The 21,065-nt window shown below is 71.0% G+C and carries 17 protein-coding genes and 1 riboswitch; of the genes, 9 read left to right on the forward strand and 8 right to left on the reverse strand.

What is annotated here, in order from left to right; all coding sequences use genetic code 11:
* Nucleotide 1 precedes the first annotated feature (1 nt).
* The 3 genes from L3i22_RS45305 (at nucleotide 2) to L3i22_RS45315 (ending at nucleotide 2,232) form a co-directional block, all read left to right on the forward strand.
* A complete protein-coding gene (locus L3i22_RS45305) occupies nucleotides 2-709 on the forward strand; it encodes a hypothetical protein (protein WP_221323590.1) in 708 nt (235 codons plus the stop codon).
* A gap of 17 nt (nucleotides 710-726) precedes the next feature.
* Nucleotides 727-1,230 carry a DUF664 domain-containing protein gene (locus L3i22_RS45310; protein WP_221323591.1) on the forward strand — a complete coding sequence of 168 codons (504 nt, stop codon included), beginning with the start codon at nucleotides 727-729 and terminating at the stop codon, nucleotides 1,228-1,230.
* A 135-nt stretch (nucleotides 1,231-1,365) separates the two neighbouring features.
* A complete protein-coding gene (locus tag L3i22_RS45315) occupies nucleotides 1,366-2,232 on the forward strand; it encodes a class I SAM-dependent methyltransferase (protein WP_221323592.1) in 867 nt (288 codons plus the stop codon).
* Here L3i22_RS45315 and L3i22_RS45320 read toward each other — a convergent pair.
* From L3i22_RS45320 to L3i22_RS45335, 4 genes are all read right to left on the reverse strand, one after another.
* Nucleotides 2,229-2,366: a hypothetical protein gene (locus tag L3i22_RS45320; RefSeq protein ID WP_221323593.1), complete on the reverse strand. Its 138-nt coding sequence runs from the start codon at nucleotides 2,364-2,366 to the stop codon at nucleotides 2,229-2,231. The genes L3i22_RS45315 and L3i22_RS45320 overlap by 4 nt on opposite strands.
* A gap of 147 nt (nucleotides 2,367-2,513) precedes the next feature.
* A complete protein-coding gene (locus L3i22_RS45325) occupies nucleotides 2,514-3,983 on the reverse strand; it encodes an ATP-binding protein (RefSeq protein WP_221323594.1) in 1,470 nt (489 codons plus the stop codon).
* A 2-nt stretch (nucleotides 3,984-3,985) separates the two neighbouring features.
* Nucleotides 3,986-5,644, reverse strand: a complete 1,659-nt coding sequence (locus tag L3i22_RS45330) for an FAD-dependent oxidoreductase (protein ID WP_221323595.1) — start codon at nucleotides 5,642-5,644, stop codon at nucleotides 3,986-3,988.
* A 4-nt stretch (nucleotides 5,645-5,648) separates the two neighbouring features.
* Nucleotides 5,649-6,803 (reverse strand): NAD(+)/NADH kinase, encoded by a 1,155-nt coding sequence (locus tag L3i22_RS45335; protein ID WP_221323596.1) that lies wholly within the window; start codon nucleotides 6,801-6,803, stop codon nucleotides 5,649-5,651.
* A 131-nt stretch (nucleotides 6,804-6,934) separates the two neighbouring features.
* Between L3i22_RS45335 and L3i22_RS45340 the strand changes: the two genes are divergently transcribed.
* Nucleotides 6,935-7,759: an HAD family hydrolase gene (locus L3i22_RS45340; RefSeq protein WP_221323597.1), complete on the forward strand. Its 825-nt coding sequence runs from the start codon at nucleotides 6,935-6,937 to the stop codon at nucleotides 7,757-7,759.
* Here L3i22_RS45340 and L3i22_RS45345 read toward each other — a convergent pair.
* Nucleotides 7,719-8,303 carry a DUF1684 domain-containing protein gene (locus tag L3i22_RS45345; protein ID WP_221323598.1) on the reverse strand — a complete coding sequence of 195 codons (585 nt, stop codon included), beginning with the start codon at nucleotides 8,301-8,303 and terminating at the stop codon, nucleotides 7,719-7,721. The genes L3i22_RS45340 and L3i22_RS45345 overlap by 41 nt on opposite strands.
* A gap of 97 nt (nucleotides 8,304-8,400) precedes the next feature.
* On the opposite strand from L3i22_RS45345, the gene L3i22_RS45350 reads away from it, so the two are divergent.
* Nucleotides 8,401-9,378 carry a class I SAM-dependent methyltransferase gene (locus L3i22_RS45350; protein ID WP_221323599.1) on the forward strand — a complete coding sequence of 326 codons (978 nt, stop codon included), beginning with the start codon at nucleotides 8,401-8,403 and terminating at the stop codon, nucleotides 9,376-9,378.
* Nucleotides 9,379-9,403: 25 nt separating this feature from the next.
* Here the strand turns inward: L3i22_RS45350 and L3i22_RS45355 are convergent, their stop codons facing one another.
* Nucleotides 9,404-10,099, reverse strand: coding sequence for an adenosylcobinamide amidohydrolase (locus L3i22_RS45355; RefSeq protein ID WP_221323600.1), 696 nt, complete (start codon nucleotides 10,097-10,099; stop codon nucleotides 9,404-9,406).
* A gap of 68 nt (nucleotides 10,100-10,167) precedes the next feature.
* Between L3i22_RS45355 and L3i22_RS45360 the strand changes: the two genes are divergently transcribed.
* On the forward strand, nucleotides 10,168-11,133 hold the full coding sequence (locus L3i22_RS45360; protein WP_221323601.1) for a nitroreductase: 966 nt from the start codon (nucleotides 10,168-10,170) through the stop codon (nucleotides 11,131-11,133).
* A 292-nt stretch (nucleotides 11,134-11,425) separates the two neighbouring features.
* On the opposite strand, the gene L3i22_RS45365 is transcribed toward L3i22_RS45360, so the two are convergent.
* Nucleotides 11,426-13,081, reverse strand: coding sequence for a sulfatase-like hydrolase/transferase (locus tag L3i22_RS45365; RefSeq protein ID WP_221323602.1), 1,656 nt, complete (start codon nucleotides 13,079-13,081; stop codon nucleotides 11,426-11,428).
* 107 nt (nucleotides 13,082-13,188) lie between these two features.
* Between L3i22_RS45365 and L3i22_RS45370 the strand changes: the two genes are divergently transcribed.
* From L3i22_RS45370 to L3i22_RS45380, 3 genes are read left to right on the forward strand one after another with little or no spacing between them, the layout of a single operon-like run.
* Nucleotides 13,189-13,803, forward strand: coding sequence for a TetR/AcrR family transcriptional regulator (locus L3i22_RS45370; protein ID WP_221323603.1), 615 nt, complete (start codon nucleotides 13,189-13,191; stop codon nucleotides 13,801-13,803).
* Nucleotides 13,797-15,533 (forward strand): ABC transporter ATP-binding protein, encoded by a 1,737-nt coding sequence (locus L3i22_RS45375; protein WP_221323604.1) that lies wholly within the window; start codon nucleotides 13,797-13,799, stop codon nucleotides 15,531-15,533. The genes L3i22_RS45370 and L3i22_RS45375 overlap by 7 nt, the downstream gene beginning before the upstream one ends.
* The gene (locus tag L3i22_RS45380; protein WP_304523445.1) at nucleotides 15,530-17,506 is read left to right on the forward strand and encodes an ABC transporter ATP-binding protein; all 1,977 of its coding nucleotides are present in this window, start codon (nucleotides 15,530-15,532) and stop codon (nucleotides 17,504-17,506) included. The genes L3i22_RS45375 and L3i22_RS45380 overlap by 4 nt, the downstream gene beginning before the upstream one ends.
* A 57-nt stretch (nucleotides 17,507-17,563) precedes the next feature.
* Here the strand turns inward: L3i22_RS45380 and L3i22_RS45385 are convergent, their stop codons facing one another.
* Nucleotides 17,564-20,851 (reverse strand): Calx-beta domain-containing protein, encoded by a 3,288-nt coding sequence (locus L3i22_RS45385; protein WP_221323605.1) that lies wholly within the window; start codon nucleotides 20,849-20,851, stop codon nucleotides 17,564-17,566.
* 105 nt (nucleotides 20,852-20,956) lie between these two features.
* Nucleotides 20,957-21,035, reverse strand: a riboswitch (cyclic di-GMP riboswitch).
* Nucleotides 21,036-21,065: the final 30 nt, after the last annotated feature.

The following is a 21,065-nucleotide window of genomic DNA, read 5'->3' on the forward strand; positions in this document are numbered from 1 at the left end:
CATGACCGAGCACGCGCAACCCCGGATCTGGGCCGGCATCGACATTCCCAAGACCATCGCCGGCACCCTGGCGGCCGTCTCGGCCGCGGTGATCGGCTCGTTCCTCGGCGTCGCCGGGACGTTGATCGGCGCGGCGGTGGCCAGCCTGATCAGCTCGGTAGGCACCGAGGTGTACCACCGCTATCTGAACCACGGCACGAAGAAGCTGCAGGCCGCGTTCGTGACCGCGCCCGCCGCGGTCGGCACGCCCGAGGTGGCCGCGGCGGAGGAGGAGACCCCGTCCGGCACCCCGCGGAAGATCCGCTGGAAGCGGATCGCGATGGTGACCGGCGCGCTGTTCGTCCTCGCGATGGGCACGCTCACCGTGGCCGAGCTGCTGGCCGGCAGGTCCGCGGCGGATGCCACCGGCGGGCGGGACGGCGGGGCGCCGACCGTGTTCAACTGGTCCGGCAACCACTCCGACGACCCGGCGACGCCGGCCCCGGCGCCGTCGGCCACGCCGACCGGCACCGATCCGGCGCCCACCGGCGCCGCGACCACCCCGGCCGGCACCGGGACGGCGACGACCGCACCGGCGCAGGACCCGACCACCGAGGCCCCGGCCGACCCGACGCCGACCGGCGACTCCGGCGGCGACACCACCACCGGCGGTGGCTCCGACACCGGCGGCGACACGACTCAGCAGGGCACCGCGGAACAACCGCAGTAGCGGGAGGGAGATCGAGGATGGACGCGAAGGGCGTACTCGGCGAGGCGTTCGGGCGGGTGCCCGAGCTGATCGGCACGGCGATCGACGGCCTCACCCCGGAGCAGCTGCACTGGGCGCCGAAACCGGGCGCCAACTCGATCGGCTGGCTGATCTGGCACCTCACCCGGGTGCACGACCATCACGTCGCCGACGTCCTCGACGCCGAGCAGATCTACGTGACCGGGGACTGGGCCCAGCGGTTCGGCCGCAAGTCCGACCCGTCGGACACCGGCTATGCCCACACCGCCGCCGACGTGGCCGCGGTGGTGCCCGTGAGCGCGGCCGCGCTGACCGATTACTACCAGGCCGTGCACGAGCGGACCGTGGGCTACCTGGGTGGGCTGACCGAGTCCGACCTGGACCGGATCGTGGACCGGCGGTGGGATCCGCCGGTCACCCTGGGCGTGCGGCTGGTCAGCGTCTACGACGACTGCGCGCAGCACGCCGGCCAGGCGGCCTACATTCGGGGCCTGCTTCCCTAGGCCGCCTTTTGGGGGTACGGCGTTCAGCGGCGTGGCTGTCTGACGCCGGGCCCCCGGTGTTGCGGCAGATCGCCGGGTGGCACGTGTGACAGGTGTCAGCGGCCGGGGATGCGGGTGCGCGATAGCGTCGAGGCCATGCCGGAGTATCGGGCGAGTCAGACAGCGGTTCTCGTGTGCCAGGGGCGGGCGGTGGCCCACGAGCGGCGCCTGCCCGGGCGATATGCGGATCCGACCGCGATGGTGCTGCTCCGCGACGACGAGCGGGCCGCCGTCGAGCGGGTGCTGGCCGGGGCGTTGCCGGCCGACTGGAACGACCGGATGGCGTACGAGATGGTCCTGCGCTGCGGCGAGATGCTGGTCCCGCGCACGGTGGCGATCGACGACGCGATCCGCGAGCGGCCGGCCGGCCAGGTGGTGATCCTCGGCGCGGGCCTGGACGGGCGCGCCTGGCGGATGCCGGACCTCGCCGACGCGGCCGTCTACGAGGTCGACCAGCCCGCCTCCCAGCAGGACAAACGCGATCGGGCCACGGCGCTCAAGGGCACCCCGCCGACGTTCGTGCCGGTGGACTTCGCGCGGGACCGGCTCGGGGACGCGCTCGCCGGCGCCGGGCACCGGGCCGCCGAGCCGACCACCTGGGTGTGGGAGGGCGTCGTCCCCTACCTGACCGCGGCGCAGGTCACCGGCATGGTCCAGCAGATCGCGGCGCTGTCCGCGGCGGGCAGCCGGCTGATCGTCAACTATCAGGAGCATTCGGTGGCCGCGCGGTTCGGCCGGCTCATCGCGCGGGCCATGGCCCGGCCGGGCGGGCGGTCCAACCCGTGGGCCGCCGAGCCGTGGCTCTCCACCTGGACGCCGGCCTCGATGGGCGGGCTGCTGCGGCGGCACGGGTTCACGGTGCTCCGCGACGATGATCTGCGGACGGTGGCGGCCGGCCTCAAGGAGGTGGCGCCGGACCGGATGTCGTTCCGCTCCGGCCGCGTCGCCGTCGCCGACATCTAGGCGCTTTCCAGGACCGCTTTCATCTCGACGATGCCGCGCTCGACCCGGGCGCGGACCGCGCCGACATCCGCGATCGCCGCCCACACCTGGGCGGCCGGCACATCCACGGACGTCTCGACGGCGACGGTGGCCAAAGTTTCTCCCGGTGGTGCGGCGATGGGCGGAGAGCGACGGCGCTATCTATTCTCGTTTTCAGCAAGACATGGGAAGGAAGCGCCGCCAGGAGCCGCCCATCACCGACCCCGATCCTAGGGGACCGGCGGCGGGCGGCTCCAGCCGAATTACGCCGAGGCCGGCTCGCTCATCGGCAGCCGGACCAGAAACTTCGTGTCCCCGGGCGAGGACTGCAGCGAGATGTCGCCGCCGTGCCCGTTGACCACGATCCGGTACGAGATGTCCAGCCCCAGCCCGGTCCCCTGGCCCACCGGCTTGGTGGTGAAGAACGGCTCGAACACCCGCTTCTTGATCTCGTCGGGCACGCCCGGGCCGGTGTCCCCGACCGCGACGACGACCCAGTCGTCCTCCTGGTACGTCCGGACCGTCAGGGTGCCCGCCCCGGACATCGCCTGGACGGCGTTGTCGATCAGGTTGGTCCACACCTGGTTCAGCTCGGCCGGGTGGACCGGGATCTGCGGCAGCGAGCGGTCGTACTCCTTGACCACCCGGATGCCGTCACCGATCTTGTGGTTGAGCATCACCAGGGTGCTGTCCAGCCCGGTGTGCACGTCGATCCACTGGTGCGCCGACCGGTCCACGTGCGAGTACTGCTTCGCCGCGTTGACCAGCGACGACACCCGGCCGGTGGCGTCCTCGATGTCGCTCATCAACTGCTCGGTCTCCAGGGCGTAGCCGATCCAGTGGATCGCCTGGTCGAGCAGTTCCGGCGACTCCAGCCGGGACTGGATCTCGGAGAGGCACTCGGTGTCGATGCCGCCCTGGGCGAAGACCGGCGCGACGTCCCAGCCGCCGGTGACGCCGTGCTCCTCCATCCAGTCGCCGAGCTCGTCCTCCAGGTCGGCGATCTGCATCGCGGTGCGCACCGGCGCCTTGGCGGCCCGCTCGATGACCTCCTCCTGGAGGTTGAGCAGGGCGATCAGGCGGTCCGGCGGGACCTTGCCCTTGGCCAGCTTGCCGAGCTTCATCCGCATCCCGGCGACCCGCTCGCGCAGCGCGCCGGTGGCCCGGGACGCGGCCGCGGCCGGATTGTTCAGCTCGTGCATCAGGCCGGCGGAGAGCGCGCCGAGCGCCTGGAGCCGCTGCCGCTCGCCGATCGCCGCCTGCGAGCTGCGCATCCCCAGCGCCAGGCCCTCCAGCAGGTGGGTGGCCATCGGGAACCACTCGCGCATCATCCGGCTGAAGTCGCGCTCGGAGAGCACGAAGAACTCGGAGTCGGAGAGCGCCCGCATCGAGCCCATGTAGTTGCGGGGCACGCCGTCGTCACGCAGGTACGCGTTCGTGGCGCCCATGTACACGCCGCGCTGCTCGGTGCGGCTGGTCTGCACGTCGTCCTGCCCGACCCGCCGGCTCAGCGCGATCGTGCCGCTGAGCAGCACGAAGAACTGGGTGGCCGGGTCGCCCTCGCGCAGCACCAAGCCGCCGCCGGGGACGCGCATGGTGCAGCCGTGCTCGGCGATCCAGGCGAGCTGCTCGTCGGTCAGCTTCTCGAACAGGAACAGCGTCTTCAGGTCGGCGGGGGTGAGCCGGCCGGGCTCGCAGGGTTCGAGGCGGATCTCTTCGGTCTCGACAGTCATGGTTACTGCGCCTCCAGGTAACGATGGACCAATGCGACGGCCATCGCGCCCTCACCGACCGCCGAGGCCACCCGTTTGATCGAGTTGGCCCGGACGTCGCCGGCGGCGAAGATGCCGGGAACACTGCTCTCCAGGTAGAACGGATCGCGGTCCCGATCCCATCCCCGCGGACGCCCACCGTTTGCGAGAAGGTCCGATCCGGTGCGGATGAACCCCTTTTCGTCCCGGTCGACCGCGCCACCCAGCCAGTCCGTCCGCGGTTCCGCGCCGATGAAGACGAACAGGTAACCGCACTCGACGGTGGCCTTCGTCCCGTCCTTGCTGTCGCAGATGGTGATCGCCTGCAGGTGCCCGTCGCCCTGCGCGCCGATCACCTCGCAGCGGGTCCGCACCTCGATGTTGGGCACCTGGGCGAGCTGCTGGATCAGGTAGTACGACATCGAGGACTCCAGCGAGTCGCCCCGCACCAGGAGCGTCACCCGGCGGGCGTACTTCGAGAAGAAGAGCGCCGCCTGGCCGGCCGAGTTCGCCCCGCCGACGATGTAGACGTCGCTGCCGGCGCAGGCCGGGCCCTCGGTCGACGCCGAGCCGTAGAAGACGCCCGAGCCGGTCAGGTCGGCGACGCCCTCAGCGATCAGCGGACGGTAGGAGACCCCGGTGGCGAGCAGGATCGCGTGCGCCGAGATCTCGCCGCCGTCGGCGAACGTCAGCGTCCGCGCCGAGCCGTCCGCCCGGAGCCCGACCACCTCTCGGGTGTTCAGCGTCTCGGCGGCGAACTTGTCGGCCTGCCGCCGTGCCCGGTCGGTGAGCTGGGCGCCGGAGATCCCGTCCGGGAAGCCCAGATAGTTCTCGATCCGGGAGCTCTGGCCGGCCTGGCCGCCGACTGCCTGCCGCTCGATCAGCAGCGTCTTCAGGCCCTCCGAGCCGCCGTAGACCGCGGCGCCGAGCCCGGCCGGCCCGCCGCCCACGATGATCAGGTCGTAGAAGTCCCGGCCCGGGTTCGTCGACAGGCCGGCCGCCTCGGCGACCTCCTGCACGCTCGGGCGCGGCAGCGCGCGCCCGTCCGCGGTGACCACCAGCGGGATCGACTCCGGCCCGGCGTCGGCCGCCTCCATCAGGCGGCGGCCCTCCGGCTCGTCGGCGCCGAAGTACTTGTACGGCACCAGGTTGCGCGCCAGGAAGTCGCGGATCTGGAAGGACGGCTCGCTCCACCGGTGCCCGACCACCCGGATGTCCGGCAGCTCCTGGTCGCCGGTGGCCTGCCACGCGTCGAGCAGCGCGTCCAGCACCGGGTAGAGCTTCTCCTCCGGCGGGTCCCACGGCTTCAGCAGGTAGTGGTCGACGTCGACCACGTTGATCGCCTGGATCGCGGCGTCGGTGTCCGCGTACGCCGTGAGCAGCGCCCGGCGCGCGTGCGGGAACAGGTCCATCGCCTGCTCCAGGAACTCGATGCCGTTCATCTGCGGCATCCGGTAGTCGGCGAGCATCACGGCGACCCGGCCGCCGCGCAGTTTCAGCTCCTTGAGCACCTCCAGCGCCTCGGCGGCGCCGCCGGCCCGGATCACCCGGTACTGGTCGCCGTAGCGCCGGCGCAGGTCACGTGCGATGGCTCGGGAGACCGAGGGGTCGTCGTCGACGGTGAGGATGGCGGCGTGGCCCATGTCGTTACCTCAGCTCCACATCGTTCAGCTCGGGGTGACGTTCCAGATAACCGGTCACGAACGGACAGGTGGCGACGATCGGGACGGCCCGGGACCGGGCGTCGGCGAGCGCCGCCGAGGCCAGCCGGCCGGCCAGCCCGCGACCGGAGAAGGCCTGGTCGACTTCGGTGTGCAGGAGCTCGACCCGGTCGGTGTGCCGGCGGTAGTGCAGCATCCCGGCGACCTCGCCGCCGACCAGCACCTCGTACCGGTGCTGCTCGAAGCTGTCCACCACGATCGCGTCGCCGGCGTCGAAGTCGCCGGCCTGCGCGCTGCCCTCGACCCGCAGCTTGCGCCGGGCCCGCTCGTAGAACGAGGTCTGGCCGAACCGGATCACCTGGGCGGCGGCCGGGACCGGCTCGATCTCGATGGACGCGCCGGCCTCGGCATAGCCCTCGATGATCCCGTCCACCTCGATCGCCAGGCGGCCGCTGGTGGGCAGCACGTCCAGGCAGAGGTGCTCGGAGGTGTCCAGCACCAGCGAGCGGTTGAACGACGAGTGCGCGGCGGCGGCGCTGACGATCAGGGCCTCCACGTTCGGCGAGACGATCGGGCCGCCGGCCGAGAAGCTGTACGCCGTCGAGCCGGTCGGCGTCGAGACCAGCACCGCGTCGGCCGCGTAGTTCACGAACCGCTTGCCCTCGACCCGGATGCCGACCGCGGCCAGCCCGTGGCCCGGGACCCGGACCAGGGCGATGTCGTTGAAGGCGGTCACCCGGCGGCCGTCCGGCAGGACGGTGCGCACCGCGGTGCGCGACTCGATCCGGTACGAGTGCTCGTCGATCGAGGAGAGCGCGTCCTTCAGATCCGGCAGATCGACCTCGGCCAGGAACCCGAGGCGGCCCACGTTCACCCCCAGCACCGGTGTCTTGCGGCCCTCGACCAGCCGCATGCTGCGCAACATCGTGCCGTCGCCACCGAGGCTGACCAGCAGGCCGGCCCGCTCGACCATCTCCTCGGCGGAGACCGGCTCGGCGCTGCAGTCGATGCGGTCGATCTCGTCCGGCAGGCCGAGCACGGTCACCCCGCGCGCGGCCGCCCAGCTCACGATGGTGTCGACCGCCGACCCGCAGTCGCGGCGCGGGTGCAGCACCAGACCGACGACTTTGATCATGCCCATCCGCGTCCCCCTTCGTTCCGGTGCCAGCCTTGCATGTCCCGCGCAAGATCGGCGACCGTCGCGACCGTGGCGGGGAGCACTTGACTTCCGGGGGCGGCGAAACGTCGTACGCATGATGTTGAATGCCGGTCATGACGCAGTGGCAGGCGGTGGTCACGGACCTGGACGGCACGGTGGTCGGCCCGGGCGACGCGATCAGCCCAGCCACCCTGAACGCCGCGGCTCAGTTGCGCTATCGCGGGGTGCCGCTGATCGCCGCCACCGCCCGCACCCGCAACGGGGTGGAACGCCTCACCGCCCTGGTCGGCCACCTCGCGGTCGCGGTCTGCCACAACGGCGCGCTCGGCTGGTCCCCGGCCGAGAGCCGCACGCTCTGGCAGCGCACCCTGCCCGCCGACGACCTGCGCGACCTGGCCGGGTTCGTCCGGGCCCTGCCCGGCGCCGGGCTGGCCGTCTTCGGGGTGGCCTCCTGGGACATCACCCCGGAATACCTGGCGCTCCGCGGCCGGCCGCCGGCCGAGCCGTGGCGGCCGGTCGCGCTCGGCGAGATCGCCGACCAGCCGGCCTACGGGGTGGCGATCCGGCACGGCACGCTCACCTCCGACCAGCTGACCGCCCGGCTGACCGAGGCCGGCTTCGCCGAGCGGGTCACCCTCACCTACTCGGCGCCCCACCTGGTCGAGGCCGGGCCGCCCGCGGTGGACAAGGCGGCCGGCGTGGCAAGCGCGCTGGACTGGCTGGGCATCGCCCCGGAACACACCGTCGCCTTCGGCGACATGCCCAACGACCTGAGCATGTTCGCCCTGGTGGGCCACTCGGTCGCGGTCGGCGACGCGCACCCCGCGGTGCTGGCCGCCGCCACGGCCCGCGCCCCGTTCGACGGCTTCGCCGACCATCTGACCCGGCTCGGCCTGATCAGTGGTAGGACTTCTCACCCGCCTCGAGCGGGTGGGTGATCCGGTTCTCCGGCGGCGCCAGCGGGCACGCCCAGCGCGGGTCGTAGGCGCAGCTCGGGTTGTAGAGGTAGTTGAAGTCGAGCCGGACCCGGTCCGAGCCCAGCCACTGCACGCCCCGCCCGTGGGTGCCCTTCACCGTGTCGGTCAGGTAGCGGCCCCCGCCGTACGTCTCCCGGCCGCACGTCCCGTCCCGGACCGGCAGGAACAGGCCGCCGCCGTAGGCCGCGATCCACCAGAGCGTGAGATCGCCGAACGGGGTCTCCAGAATCCCGGCGCGGGTGTACCGGACGACGCCGTCCGGCCCGCCGGTGTCGATCGTCAGCTCACCGTCCGCCTTGTGGACGGGCACGTCGACGATCGCCTCCGGATTTTCCGGAAAATACGCCAACCCCGCGAAATCGGCCCGCTCCGAGGGCGGGATCGGCGACTGCGCGTGGGTGGCGAAGAGATCATCGCGGCGGGTGCGGAAATCCGACAGGCCGTCCGCTTCGAGGTACATACGGGCGACCGCGGACCGGAAATCGGCCAGCTCCAGTGACTCCATGACCGGAACGGTAGCCGCCGATTTACGCAGCTCACACCGGCGTACTTGAGTGAGTGAAACGTTGCGTCCGTCACACCCGGGCTGCATCCTGGTGGGCGTGCCGGAACGGATAAGGGAAGTCACCGCCCTGCTGGCCGAGGTGCTGGCGCCACGGGCGCCGCTCACCGTGATCGTCGACGGCGGCGATCCGGGCGCGGCGGCCGACTTCGCGGCGCGGCTCGCCGCGGCGTTCCCGGCGTCCGCGCGAGCCTGGAACATCGACGCGGTGCTCGGGCTGATCGGGCCGGGCACCGGCGGGTTCGACTCGGCGCTCAACGTGCTCGAGCCGGCCACCGACCAGGTCCTGGTCTATCTGCGCGGCGGCCCGCGGAACAGGTTCACCAGCGGCGACGGGGAACGCCGCGCCCAGGTGGTGATCGACCACCGGGACCCGGACTGGCCGGTCATCCGGCACATGCACCCGTCGCTGGCCGACCCGGACCGGTGGTACCTGTCGGAAAGCCGGGCGTTCTTCGCGGCCCGCGCGGCGGACTGGGACGTCAAGTTCGGGGACGATCTGCCGGCGTACGCGAAGGCCGTCCACGAGGCCGGCGTGCGCCCCGGCGAGGTCGCCCTCGACGTCGGCTGCGGGACCGGGCGGGCGCTTCCCGCCCTGGCCGGGGCGGTCGGGCCGGCCGGGCGGGTGATCGGGCTGGACTTCACCCCGGACATGCTCGCCGAGGCGTGCCGGGCCGGCCGGAACACCGCCGCGACCCTGGTCGTCGCGGACGCCCGCCGGCTGCCGATCGCCGACGCCGCGGTCGACGTGATCTTCGCGGCCGGTCTGATCACCCACCTGCCGGACCCGCCGGCCGGGCTCGCCGAGCTGGCCCGGGTCACCCGGCCCGGCGGGACGCTGGCGATCTTCCACCCGGTCGGCCGGGCCGCGCTGGCCACCCGGCACGGGCGGACGCTGCGGCCGGACGAGGCGCTCGCCGAGGAGCGGCTGGCGCCGTTGCTGGCCGCGGCGGGGTGGGTGCTGACCTCCTACGAGGACGGCGAGGACCGCTTCCTCGCCCTGGCCACCCGGCTCTAGCGCGGGGTCACGGTTCGCTTTTCGCTCACGATTGCGGCGCCGATTCGGCGGTACGGCCGTAAGCCCCCGACCAGGAGCGCCCGGTAGCCAGATTGGCCGCACCCCCGTCCCGGACCGCCCCGAACACGGCCCGCGCCATCGGCGTGCCCCAGTGCGAACGCGGCCCGCCGTAGGCCGCCGGTTCACCGGCCACCGGGCAGAGCACGCAGATCGCGTCCGTCGCGGTGCCGGTCGCGGACAGGCCCAGGTCGGCCAGCGCCTGCACCTTCGCCTCGGTGGCCGTCGCGACCGCGTTGACCAGCGCGCCGGCACTGAGCCGCTGCGGAATCCAGACGACGATGTTGATCGTCCCGGGATGATGGGCGAAACCGGTCACCCCGGCTTCGGCGGCGCGGATCGGGGCGCCCAGGCCGACCGTCGCGTAGACGTGCACCCCGGCCTCCGACGCCGACACCACGTCACGCACGTTCACGCCGGTGAGCAGCCCGACCCCGGGACCGGACAGGTGGAGCGCGCCGGCGAGCTCGGTCAGGTGCACCGCCGGGTCCGGCCGCGCGTAGGACATCGGGACGCTGGCGTTGATCAGCCACTCGCGGGTGCCGACACCGCCGCCCAGGACCGCGCTGGAGACGGCGAGGACCGGCTCGGGAAACCGCCAGAGCAGCAGCGGCACCTCCTGCCCGTCCTCCTTGCGATGGGTCAGCGACGGCTCGGCGAACACCCGGCCCAGCCTACGGTTCGGGACTTTCGGCCTTGGTCGGCCCTGGTCGGACGACACACCATGGGGGGATGAACGAGGTCAAGCAGGCACTGGCGCAGGCCGCCGACGCGGCCCGGTTCGCCCCGTCGATCCACAACACCCAGCCGTGGCGGTGGGTGGTCCGGGCCGACCGGCTGGAGCTGTACGCGGTCACCGGCCGGCAGCTGCACGCGCAGGACCCGGACGCCCGGATGCTCCTGGTCAGCTGCGGCGCGGCGCTGCACCACGCGCAGGTCGCGCTGGACGCCGAGGGCTGGGGATACACGGTCGAGCGCCCCGGGTCCCTCGACGGGCCGCTCGCGGTGATCACGCCGGGTGACCGGCGACCGGCCGAGCCGGAGGCGACCCGGCACCTGCAGATGCTCCAGGTGCGGCGGACCGACCGGCGCACGGTCCGGGACGAGGCGGTTCCCGGGCCGGTCCTGGACGCGCTGGTCAAGGCGGCTTCGCCGGGCGGGGCCGAGCTGCACCTGCTGGACCGGGACCAGGTGCTGGACCTGGCGGTCGCGGTGGAGCACGCCCAGTCCGCCGAGGACGCCGACGAGCGGGCCCGTGCCGAGCTCGCCACCTGGGTCGGCGGGGACCGGCCGGACGGCACCGGGATCCCGGCCTCGGCGCTGCCCGCCGAGGTGCCGCTGACCACTGTCGCGGAGCGGGACTTCCAGGCCGAAGGCTCGGTCACGGCCGGGGACGGGCACGACCGGGCGGCGACGTACGGCGTCCTGTACGGCCGCGGCGACGCCCCGTCCGACTGGTTGCGCTCCGGCGAGTCGCTCAGCCGGCTGTGGCTGGCCGCGACCGAGCACGCGGTGAGCCTGCTCCCGTTCAGCGGGCCGGTCGAGGTCCCGTTCACCCGGGCGGCCCTGACCCGCCTGCTGGGCGGAACCGGCGTGCCCTACCTGGCCGTCCGCCTCGGCCTGCAGGACCCGGACCGGACCGCTCCCCCGCACACCCCGCGCCTCCCCGCCACCCAGGTCATCACGCTCGCCGACTAGCGCGAGGCGTTGCGGGGTCCTTTGAAACCGCAACCACCCTCGGACGTCGCCCTTTCGGGTCTCGCGTTCTGGGCGCCCCGCGCCCTGCGAGGCCCGGAAGGGTCCCCGCGGGAGCGACGATCAGTTATTGGCCGCAGCCGAGGCAATGAAGAATTTGATCTTGGGTTTGAGGGTGAAGACGAACCGGCCGGTCACGCTGCCCGCGTGGCCGGCCGGTTCTGGGCGGAGAGGAATGTCCGGAGCCGGTCTCGGGAGGAGGCCGGGAGGGATCAGTAGCGGTCAGCAGAGGGGGTCAGTGGGGGTCGCCCTCCGGGCCGAAGGCGGTCAGGAAGCGGTCGCGGAAGGCGTTCATCGGCCAGACCGGGGCGTTCGGGGCGGGCTTGACGCTGCTGGTCCAGCCCCAGGAGTTGATCCGGTCGAGGACCTTGGGGTCCTTGGCGATGATGGTGATCGGGACGTCGTGGGTGGCGTTCTGGCCGACCACGACCGAGGCGGGCTGGTGGTCGCCGAGGAAGACCATGACCAGGTTGTCGTCGCCGTAGGTGCTGGCCCAGTTGATCAGGCTGTCGACCGAGTAGGCGATCGAGCGGGCATATTCGGTCTTGATCTTGCTGTCGTCCTTCCAGACCGTCTTCGGGTCGGTGGTCTTGGCCTGCGGGCCGTAGACGCTGCCGTCGCCGAGCTGGTCCCAGCCGAGCGTGCTCGGGACCGGCGCCCACGGGGTGTGGCTGGAGGTCAGGGTGATCTCGGCGAGCAGCGGACCGCGGCCGGGCTTGCTGTACTCGAACTTCTGGAACTGCGACAGCGCGTACTGGTCGGGCATCGGTGACCAGCTGAACTGCGGGCCGTGGTAGTTCAGCGCGGCCTTGTCGTAGACCTGGTCGTAGCCGTAGAACTGGCCCTCCGGCCAGGCGTAGATGACGCCCGGCTCGACGCCGACCGTGCGGTACCCGGCGTTCTTGAACGTCCTGGTCAGCGTGAGCCGGTCGGTCGCCATCAGGCTGCGGTAGCGGGACTCGTTGTTGACCCACATGCCGGACAGGAACGTCGAGTGGGCCAGCCAGCTGCCGCCGCCGGCGGTGGACGAGGTGAGGAAGCCGCTGCGGGCGGCGAACCCGGCCTTGGCCAGCTTCTGGTCCCCGTCGGCCAGCGCGGTCAGCACCGAGCCGTTGAACGCCGGGTTCTCCACCGCGTCGCGGCCGTAGCTCTCGATGAACGAGACCACCACGTCCTTGCCGCGCAGCGCGGTGAGCAGCTGGTTCCCGGGGCGGTCCCGGTACGGGTCGGCGTCCACCTCGGCCACGAACGCGCGCTTGTCGGCGAGGTCCTTCGGCAGCGCGAGCGCGGTGTCCCGGGCCAGGTCGGCGGCGGCGGTCGAGGCCACCGGGATGCCGCCGATCAACTGGTAGCTCATCAGGAACAGGGCCAGCCAGGCCACCCCGGCGACGCCCAGCCCACCGGCGGCGATCCGGCGATGCCCGACGGCGACCCGGGTCAGCCGCAGCATCGCCCAGGCCATCCCGGCGACCATCAGGACTCCGAGCAGGACCGCGCCGACCGCCACCGCGGTCGCGGACGCCTTGCCGACCGAGTCGACCAGGAAGTTGAAGCCGTCGTCGAACAGCGTCCAGTCCAGGACCGGGTCGAAGCGGCGGGCCAGCACCCAGAAGAAGCCGATGTCGACCAGTTTGACCACGGTGAGCGCGCCGAGCAGCACGCCCAGCCCGGCGGCCAGCCAGCGGCGCGCCCGCGGCGGCGTGACGAGCAGCACCGCGCCGGCGATCAGCGCCTCGATCGGGATCCGCACCAGCGCGGTGTACCAGTGGTTGCCCGGCGGGAGCCGGGTGATCTGGTCCGGCAGGATCAGCGCGAGAAAGACGAGGATTGCGGCGAAACCCGTGGTCACGTGACGAATGACCCGGCGGTACGGCTTGCTTGGTTGGCTCACGTTTACTTGATACGCCCCCGTGTCGTTTCCGGTTCGACGAGGGGGCGGTGAGACCCCATGACAAAAGTCAGTGGATGAGTGAGTGCTCGCTCATTAGGCTGTGCGCCGTGGAGAACAGACGCAGACGTCAACCGGCCCTCGCGCCGGACGAGCGGCGGGCGGCATTGATCGCGGCGACCATCCCGCTGCTGCACGAGCATGGGGTCGAGGTGAGCACCCGGCAGATCGCGCACGCCGCCGGGGTCGCCGAGGGCACCATCTTCGGCGTCTTCAGCAACAAGAACGAGCTGGTGGTCTGCTCGGTGGTCCAGGCGCTCGACGCGCAGCCGACGCTTGACGCGCTGGCCGCCATCGATCCGGCCGCGGGCCTGCGGGAGCGGCTGCTGGCCGCGGCCGAGATCGTGCACGCCCGGTTCGCGGAGAACGCGAGCCTGATGCACGCGGCCCGCCGCCTGATCATCATGAACGACGGCAGCCCGGAGGCGCGGGAGCGGATGACCTCGACGCGCGGGCTGCTGATGACCGCCGTGACCGAGGTGCTCGAGCCGGACGCGGCCCGGCTGCGGGTCCCGCCGGCCAAGGCGGCCCGGTTGCTGCTGCTCTACTGCGGCGCGAACACCTTCGGCCCGTTCGGCGACAGCGAGCGGTTCAGCGGTTCCGAGCTGGCGTCATTGCTGCTCGACGGCATTCTCACCAATCAGGGGGAGCAAGCGAAGTGTTGATGAAGCTGCTTCGCGTGCACCTGCGGCCGTACTGGAACACGATCGGCCTGATCGTGCTGTTCCAGTTCCTGCAGACGCTCGCGACGCTCTACCTACCGACGTTGAACGCCGACATCATCGACAAGGGCGTCGTCACCGGCGACACCGGCTATGTGATGAAGCTCGGCGGCTGGATGCTCGGCATCACGGTGCTGCAGATCGCCGCGCAGATCGTCGCGGTGTACTTCGGCGCCCGGACCGCCATGGCGGTCGGCCGGGACGTGCGCGAGGCGATCTTCAGCCGGGTGCAGACGTTCTCCGCCCGCGAGGTGGGCCAGTTCGGCGCGCCGTCGCTGATCACCCGCACCACGAACGACGTGCAGCAGATCCAGATGCTGGTGCTGCTCACCTTCACGCTGATGGTCTCGGCGCCGATCATGTGCGTCGGCGGCATCGTGCTCGCGCTGCGCCAGGACGTGCCGCTCTCCGGGCTGCTCCTGGTGATCATCCCGATCCTGGTCGGCGTGGTCGCCCTGATCATCAGCCGGATGCGGCCGCTGTTCCGCAGCCTGCAGGTCAAGCTGGACCGGGTCAACCAGGTCATGCGCGAGCAGATCACCGGCATCCGGGTGATCCGGGCGTTCGTCCGGGACGACCGGGAGAAGGCGCGCTACGAGGTCGCCAACGACGACCTCACCCAGGTCTCGCTGAAGGCCGGCAAGATCATGGCGCTGATGTTCCCGACCGTGATGCTGATCGTGAACCTGTCCAGCATCTGCGTCCTCTGGTTCGGCGGGCACCGGATCGACAGCAACCACATGCAGGTCGGCGCGCTCACCGCGTTCCTCAGCTACCTGATGCAGATCCTGATGTCGATCATGATGGCCACCTTCATGTTCATCATGATCCCGCGCGCCGAGGTCTGCGCCGAGCGCATCCAGGAGGTGACCGGGACGGACACCTCGGTGACGCCGCCTGCGGCGCCGATCACCGAGGTCGACAGACATGGCGAGTTGGAACTGCGGGCGGTCAGCTTCCGCTATCCGGGGGCCGAGGCCGCGGTGCTTTCCGACGTACGACTGGTCGCCCGCCCCCGGGAGGTGACCGCGATCATCGGGTCCACCGGCAGCGGCAAGACCACCCTGATCAACCTGATCCCGCGGCTGTTCGACGCGAGCGAGGGCGCCGTGCTGGTGGACGGCGTGGACGTCCGGGAGCTCGAGCCCGGCCTGCTGTCCCGGCTGGTCGGCATCGTGCCGCAGCGGCCGTACCTGTTCACCGGCACGATCGCGACCAACCTGCGCTACGGCAATCCGGACGCCACCGACGAGGAGCTCTGGGAGGCCCTGGAGGTCGCCCAGGCGAAGAACTTCGTCGAGGCGATGGACGGGCGGCTCGACGCCCCGATCGCGCAGGGCGGCACGAACGTGTCCGGCGGGCAGCGGCAGCGGCTCGCGATCGCCCGGGCGCTCGTGCACCGGCCGGAGATCTACCTGTTCGACGACTCGTTCTCGGCCCTCGACTACGCCACCGACGCGGCGCTGCGGGCCGCGCTCACCGAGTACATCGCGGACTCGACCGTGGTGATCGTGGCGCAGCGGGTCAGCACCATCCGGGACGCCGACCGGATCGTCGTGCTCGACGACGGCCGGGTCGTCGGGACCGGGACGCATGAGGAGCTCATGGACGGCAATCCGACGTACCGGGAAATCGTTCTTTCGCAGCTCACTGAGCAGGAGGCCGCCGCATGACCGCGCCCAACCGGCCGCCCGCGCGGCCGATGGGCGGCCCGCCGGCCGCCCGGATGATGATGGGAGCCGGCGGACCGCCGGAGAAGCTGCAGGACTTCAAGGGCTCCACCAAGCGCCTGCTGAAGATGCTCGCGCCGCAGCGGATGCTGGTCGGCCTGGTGCTGCTCTTCGGCATCGCCTCGGTCTTCCTGTCGGTGCTCGGCCCGCGCCTGCTCGGCCACGCCACCGACGTGATCTTCAACGGCGTGGTCGGCCGGAAGCTGGGCGAGTCCCTGCCGCCCGGGGTCACCAAGGAACAGGCCATCGAGCTGCTCCGGCAGAACGGTGAGACCAAGATGGCCGACCTGCTGGCCGGGATGAACGACGCGATCCCCGGCCAGGGCATCGACTTCGACAAGCTGCTGCACGTGCTGGCCTGGGTGGTCGTGGTCTACCTGTTCGCCTGGGTGTTCGGCGTGTTCCAGGGCCGGATCACCGCGCGCGTGGTGCAGACCGCCGTCTTCGACCTGCGCAACCAGGTCGAGGCGAAACTGGCCCGGCTGCCGCTGTCGTACTTCGACAAGCAGGCCCGCGGTGAGGTGCTCAGCCGGGCCACCAACGACACCGACAACATCGCGCAGACCCTGCAGCAGACGTTCGCGCAGCTGATCACGGCGCTGCTGACGGTCGTCGGGGTGCTCGGGATGATGTTCTGGATCTCGCCGCTGCTGGCGCTGATCGCGCTGGTCACCATCCCGGTGTCGTTCTTCCTGACCAAGGCCATCGGCAAGCGGGCCCAGCCGCAGTTCGTCGCGCAGTGGAAGGTCACCGGCCAGCTCAACGGGCACATCGAGGAGATGTTCACCGGGCACTCGCTGGTCAAGGTGTTCGGCCGGCAGCACGAGGCCGAGGAGGCGTTCCGGCAGCACAACGACAAGCTGTACGCCTCCAGCTTCCGGGCCCAGTTCATCTCCGGCCTGATCCAGCCGGCCATGATGTTCATCAGCAACATCAACTACGTGCTGGTCGCGGTGGTCGGCGCCCTGCGGGTGACGTCCGGGTCGCTGTCGCTGGGTGACGTGCAGGCGTTCATCCAGTACAGCCGGCAGTTCAGCCAGCCGCTGACCCAGGTGGCCAGCATGGCGAACCTGGTGCAGTCCGGGGTGGCCTCCGCCGAGCGGGTGTTCGCCCTGCTCGACGCGGACGAGCAGAGCGCCGATCCGGCTCCCGTCGATCTTGCGCGGGTCGAGGGCCGGATCGCGTTCGAGAACGTGTCGTTCCGGTACACGCCGGACAAGCCGCTGATCGAGAACCTGTCGCTCGCGGTCGAGCCGGGGCAGACCGTGGCGATCGTCGGGCCGACCGGGGCCGGCAAGACCACGCTGGTCAACCTGCTGATGCGGTTCTACGACGTGACCGGGGGGCGGATCACCCTGGACGGGGTGGACATCGCCACCATGCCGCGCGAACAGCTGCGCGAGCAGATCGGCATGGTCCTGCAGGACACCTGGCTGTTCGGCGGGACGATCGCGGAGAACCTCGCCTACGGCGCGGACTCCTTCGACGAGGCGGCGGTCATCCGGGCGGCCGAGGCCGCGCACGTCGACGGGTTCGTCCGGATGCTGCCGGACGGCTACGAGACGAAGATCGACGAGGAGGGCTCGAACGTCAGCGCCGGTCAGAAGCAGCTGATCACGATCGCGCGGGCGTTCCTGGCCGAGCCGAGCATCCTGATCCTGGACGAGGCGACCAGCTCCGTCGACACCCGGACCGAGGTGCTGATCCAGCGGGCGATGAACACGCTCCGGACCGGACGGACCAGCTTCGTGATCGCCCACCGGCTGTCCACGATCCGCGACGCCGACCTGATCCTCGTCATGGAGGACGGCACGATCGTGGAGCAGGGCACGCACGACGAGCTGATCGCGGCCGAGGGGGCGTACGCCCGGTTGTACTCGGCGCAGTTCGCCTCGGCCGTGGTCGAGATGGACTGAGACAAGCAAACGGGGGCGGCCGTGAGGCCGCCCCCGTTTTTTCGGGTCAGTCGATGCTTACTTGATGGTGATGGTCTTCGTCGCGGAGTAGCCGGCGGCGATGCCCGTCGTGCTGTTGCCGGAGACCAGGGCCCGCAGGGTCAGCTTCGTCTTCGACTTGAAGCTCCACGTGCCCTTGTAGCCGGCCGTGCCGGTCTTGCCACTGGCGACCGTCACCCACTTGCTACCGCTCTTGCGCTGGATGGTGACCGTCTGGCCGCCCGCCTTCGGGTTGCCGACGACCATGGCCGTCAGCTTGCCCTTGGTGGTCGACACGGTGAGCGCCGGCGACTGGGTCAGCTTGACCGTCTTCGCCGCGGAGACCATGCCGTCGGACTTGACCGCGAAGGTCCAGCCCTGGGTGATTGCCCGGGAGACGAACTTGTACTCACCGTTGTCGTCGGCCTTGACCGTGACGTTCAGCGGGGCGAGCTTGCCGGGGAGCGGGGCGCCCCAGAGCTCGACGTCCGCCTTCGGGCCGGCCTTGCCCCAGATGGCGGCCAGGCCGCCGCCCTTGGCCGGACCGGTGACGGTCAGGGTCGGGGCGACCGGGTTCGACATGTCGTCGGACTCGATGGTGACGGTGCCGTTCCAGATGTTGTTGTAGACGCTCGCACCGGCCGGGCCGGGCTTGCCGAGCTTGATCCAGAAGGTCTCGTCCGGCTCCTTCATCTTGTCGTCAATGATCTTGACGCTGATGACGTTGCCCTTGCCGTCCGGCGTGATCATCAGGGTGCCGTGCGACGCCTCGTAGTCCTCGCCCGCCTTGGCCGTGCCGTCCGCGGTCTCCCACGGGACGGTCAGGGTCTGGGTGGTCGAGGTGGCCGAGTTGTCGGCGGTCCACTCCAGGCCCACCGGGACCTCGATGGACTTCTCGTTCTCCTTGATCGAGCCGTCCGGAATGTGGACGGCCGGCGGGAGGTCGCCCGGGTCATCGGTGATCTTGTACGTGCCGGTGCTGACCGGGATGCCGATCAGCGAGGCGGACGACTCGGTCGCGGTGACTCCGAACGTCTCGGTCGGCTCGTCGATGCTGTCCGGCTCGAGGTAGAACTCGGCGATCTGGCCCAGCGTCGGGGTCGCCGCCCCGGCGGTGACGGTCAGTTCGCCGCCGATGAGACCGAGGTTGGCGATGTTGCCCGAGTAGTCGGTGTTGTAGGTCGCGACCTCGTTACCGGTACCGGACCCGGCGGTGGCGAACTTCAGCTTGTACGCCTTCTCCGCGGTGCCGGTGACGGTCGCGTTGACGCGGATCGACGTGCCCTCGGTGCCACCGGTCGAGTTGAAGGTGACCGCAGGCGCGGCGTCGTCGTCCTTGATCGTGAGCGACGCGGTCGACGGAGTACCCGTCGTCACGTTGCTGGAACCCGCGCTCACGACGGGCGCCGGGATCGCGATCGTCTCGTTGCCCTCGTAGACCGTGTCGCCGTTGACCGGGATCACCAGGTCAGCCGTGGTCTGGCCGGCCGGGATGGTCACCACGGACGATGTCGGCTGGGCGTAGTCGCTGGCACCCAGGGCGGTGCCGCCGGCGACGGTGGCTCCCTGGGTCGCCGTGGTTCCCGCACCCACAACGGCGGGAACCGAGAAGGTGAACGAGACGTCCACGTTCGTCGGGCCGCTCAGCGTGACCGGGATCTTCGCCTGGGTGACGCCGGTCTTGCCCTCGTCGACCGTGGCGTCCTTCAGGTTCCAGGTCGGCTTGGTGTCACCGTCGTCGGCGATGGTGAACGCCGTCGTGGAACCCGTCAGCGTGGCGTTCGGGCTGGTCAAGACCAGGTTGAAGGTCTCGTCCGGGCTCTCGTAGTAGGTGTCCCCGATGATCGAGACCGGAATCTTCGCCTTGGTCTCGCCGGGCGCGATCGTCAGCGAGCCGTCCTTGCCGACGTAGTCGGTGCCATTGGTGGCGGTGCCACCGCTGAAGGCGTAGTTGATCTTCACCGGGATCGAGGCGGTGCCGCTCAGCGTCAGGTAGATCCACTTGTCGACGGTGCCGCTGTTGCCCTCGGTCCAACTGGTGGCCGCGACCCCCGTCTCGTTGACCGAGATCGTGGAGGCGGACGGCGGCGTGTCCGCGTCGACGATGGTGCCGCTGGCCGAAACCGGCGTGCCCAGGGTGATGTTCGTCGGGGCGCTCAGGGTGGCCTTGAGGTTCTCCGTGCCCTCGACGACCCCGTCACCGATGGGAACATTGCTTACATTGACGTTGCCCGTGGTCTTGACGAGCACTGTCGAATTGGTGGAGTTGTTCGGGAAGGTCACGCTGCGATTCGTAACGGCGGTGAAGTCGGTGCCGCTGGTCGCCGGGTTCGAGTTGTCCAGAGTGTCGCCGCTCGAGGTGTCGAAGCGGACAGCCGCACCAGCGCGCTGCGTCGGGCCGGAGAGCGAGATCGGGAAGCCGAGCGAGCCGCTCTCGCTGACCGAGCCGCCGCCGGCGACCTTCACGGTCGGCTGCGCGTCGTCGTCGGTGATCGTCACCGGTGCCGTCGCACCGCCCGCGGAGGCCGCGCTGCCACCCGGCGCCTGACCGGTGGTGATGTTGACGTCGAAGCTCTGGTCGTCCTCGTCGATCGCGTCGTCGAAGAGAGTGACCCCGGTGGCACCGCTGCTCGACCCCGCCTTGATCGTGATCGTCGACCCGGCCGGAAGTGCCGTGTAGTCCCGGGTGGAGTCGGTGCCGGCCTGCGCCGCCGCCGGGCCCGCGAGCCGGTCCATCGACGCCACCGGGATGACGACGTCGTGCGCCAGGGTCTGAGCGGATCCCGAAAGGGTGGCGCTCACCCAGGCGGTCGCCTGCGTGGTGACCGCGCTCACGCCCGTGCCGGTCGTGGTCGCGGTCTCCGGAACCGTGCCCGGACCGGTCAGGATGTAGGAGTTGGCGGCGGGGTCCCAGTTCCAGACCGACGCCGTGGTCGAGCTCACCTGCGTGTTGGGCGTCGGCGTGGTGGCGTCGGACCCGGTCAGGGTGATCGTGTGGGCCGCGATGGCCGCGTCGGCGATCGTGTCTACATAGACGGTCACGGAGTTGACGCCGCCGGCCGTGGTCCCGGGGAAGGTGTAGCTGGCGCCGCCCGCGGCCACCCCGACGGTCGGGGTAGCGACGTAGTTGGTGCCCGCGACGCCGTCCCCGGTAGCGGCGAAGGTGATCGCGCCGGAGGACGACGCGCCCGTGTAGGTCGCCGTGAACGCGACCCGGGCACCTTCCCAGTTGTCCGTCAGTGGGGTGATCGTCAGGCCCGAGATGGCGGCGTAGGCCGGCGTGGGGACGAACGCTACTGGAACGAGCGCGGCGGCGGAGGCAGCCACAGCGGCCAGGACAGTGCGGATCCGGGGCCGTCCCCAGAGCGCGAACGGCGCCCGGTCGCGCGGCGCCGCTTGGATTGGTCGATAACGCATTCTCTTCCTGTCTCCTTCGGCGGCTGGGCAACCTCCAGCGGGGAGGCCCCTGGCTTTGCGTCCCCGTCACGGGACGGGGTTGCCTGTTCGGGTACCGCACCTTGGGGCGGTCGGGGCGCCGGTC

The sequence above is a fragment of the Actinoplanes sp. L3-i22 genome, assembly GCF_019704555.1.
GTDB lineage: Bacteria > Actinomycetota > Actinomycetes > Mycobacteriales > Micromonosporaceae > Actinoplanes.

What these genes read in the sequence shown, in the direction of transcription:
- L3i22_RS45305 (WP_221323590.1), top strand. Translation starts at nt 2, where the DNA reads ATGACCGAGCACGCGCAACCCCGGATCTGGGCCGGCATCGACATTCCC.
- L3i22_RS45310 (WP_221323591.1), top strand. Translation starts at nt 727, where the DNA reads ATGGACGCGAAGGGCGTACTCGGCGAGGCGTTCGGGCGGGTGCCCGAG.
- L3i22_RS45315 (WP_221323592.1), top strand. Translation starts at nt 1,366, where the DNA reads ATGCCGGAGTATCGGGCGAGTCAGACAGCGGTTCTCGTGTGCCAGGGG.
- L3i22_RS45325 (WP_221323594.1), bottom strand. Translation starts at nt 3,983, where the DNA reads ATGACTGTCGAGACCGAAGAGATCCGCCTCGAACCCTGCGAGCCCGGC.
- L3i22_RS45330 (WP_221323595.1), bottom strand. Translation starts at nt 5,644, where the DNA reads ATGGGCCACGCCGCCATCCTCACCGTCGACGACGACCCCTCGGTCTCC.
- L3i22_RS45335 (WP_221323596.1), bottom strand. Translation starts at nt 6,803, where the DNA reads ATGGGCATGATCAAAGTCGTCGGTCTGGTGCTGCACCCGCGCCGCGAC.
- L3i22_RS45340 (WP_221323597.1), top strand. Translation starts at nt 6,935, where the DNA reads ATGACGCAGTGGCAGGCGGTGGTCACGGACCTGGACGGCACGGTGGTC.
- L3i22_RS45345 (WP_221323598.1), bottom strand. Translation starts at nt 8,303, where the DNA reads ATGGAGTCACTGGAGCTGGCCGATTTCCGGTCCGCGGTCGCCCGTATG.
- L3i22_RS45360 (WP_221323601.1), top strand. Translation starts at nt 10,168, where the DNA reads ATGAACGAGGTCAAGCAGGCACTGGCGCAGGCCGCCGACGCGGCCCGG.
- L3i22_RS45380 (WP_304523445.1), top strand. Translation starts at nt 15,530, where the DNA reads ATGACCGCGCCCAACCGGCCGCCCGCGCGGCCGATGGGCGGCCCGCCG.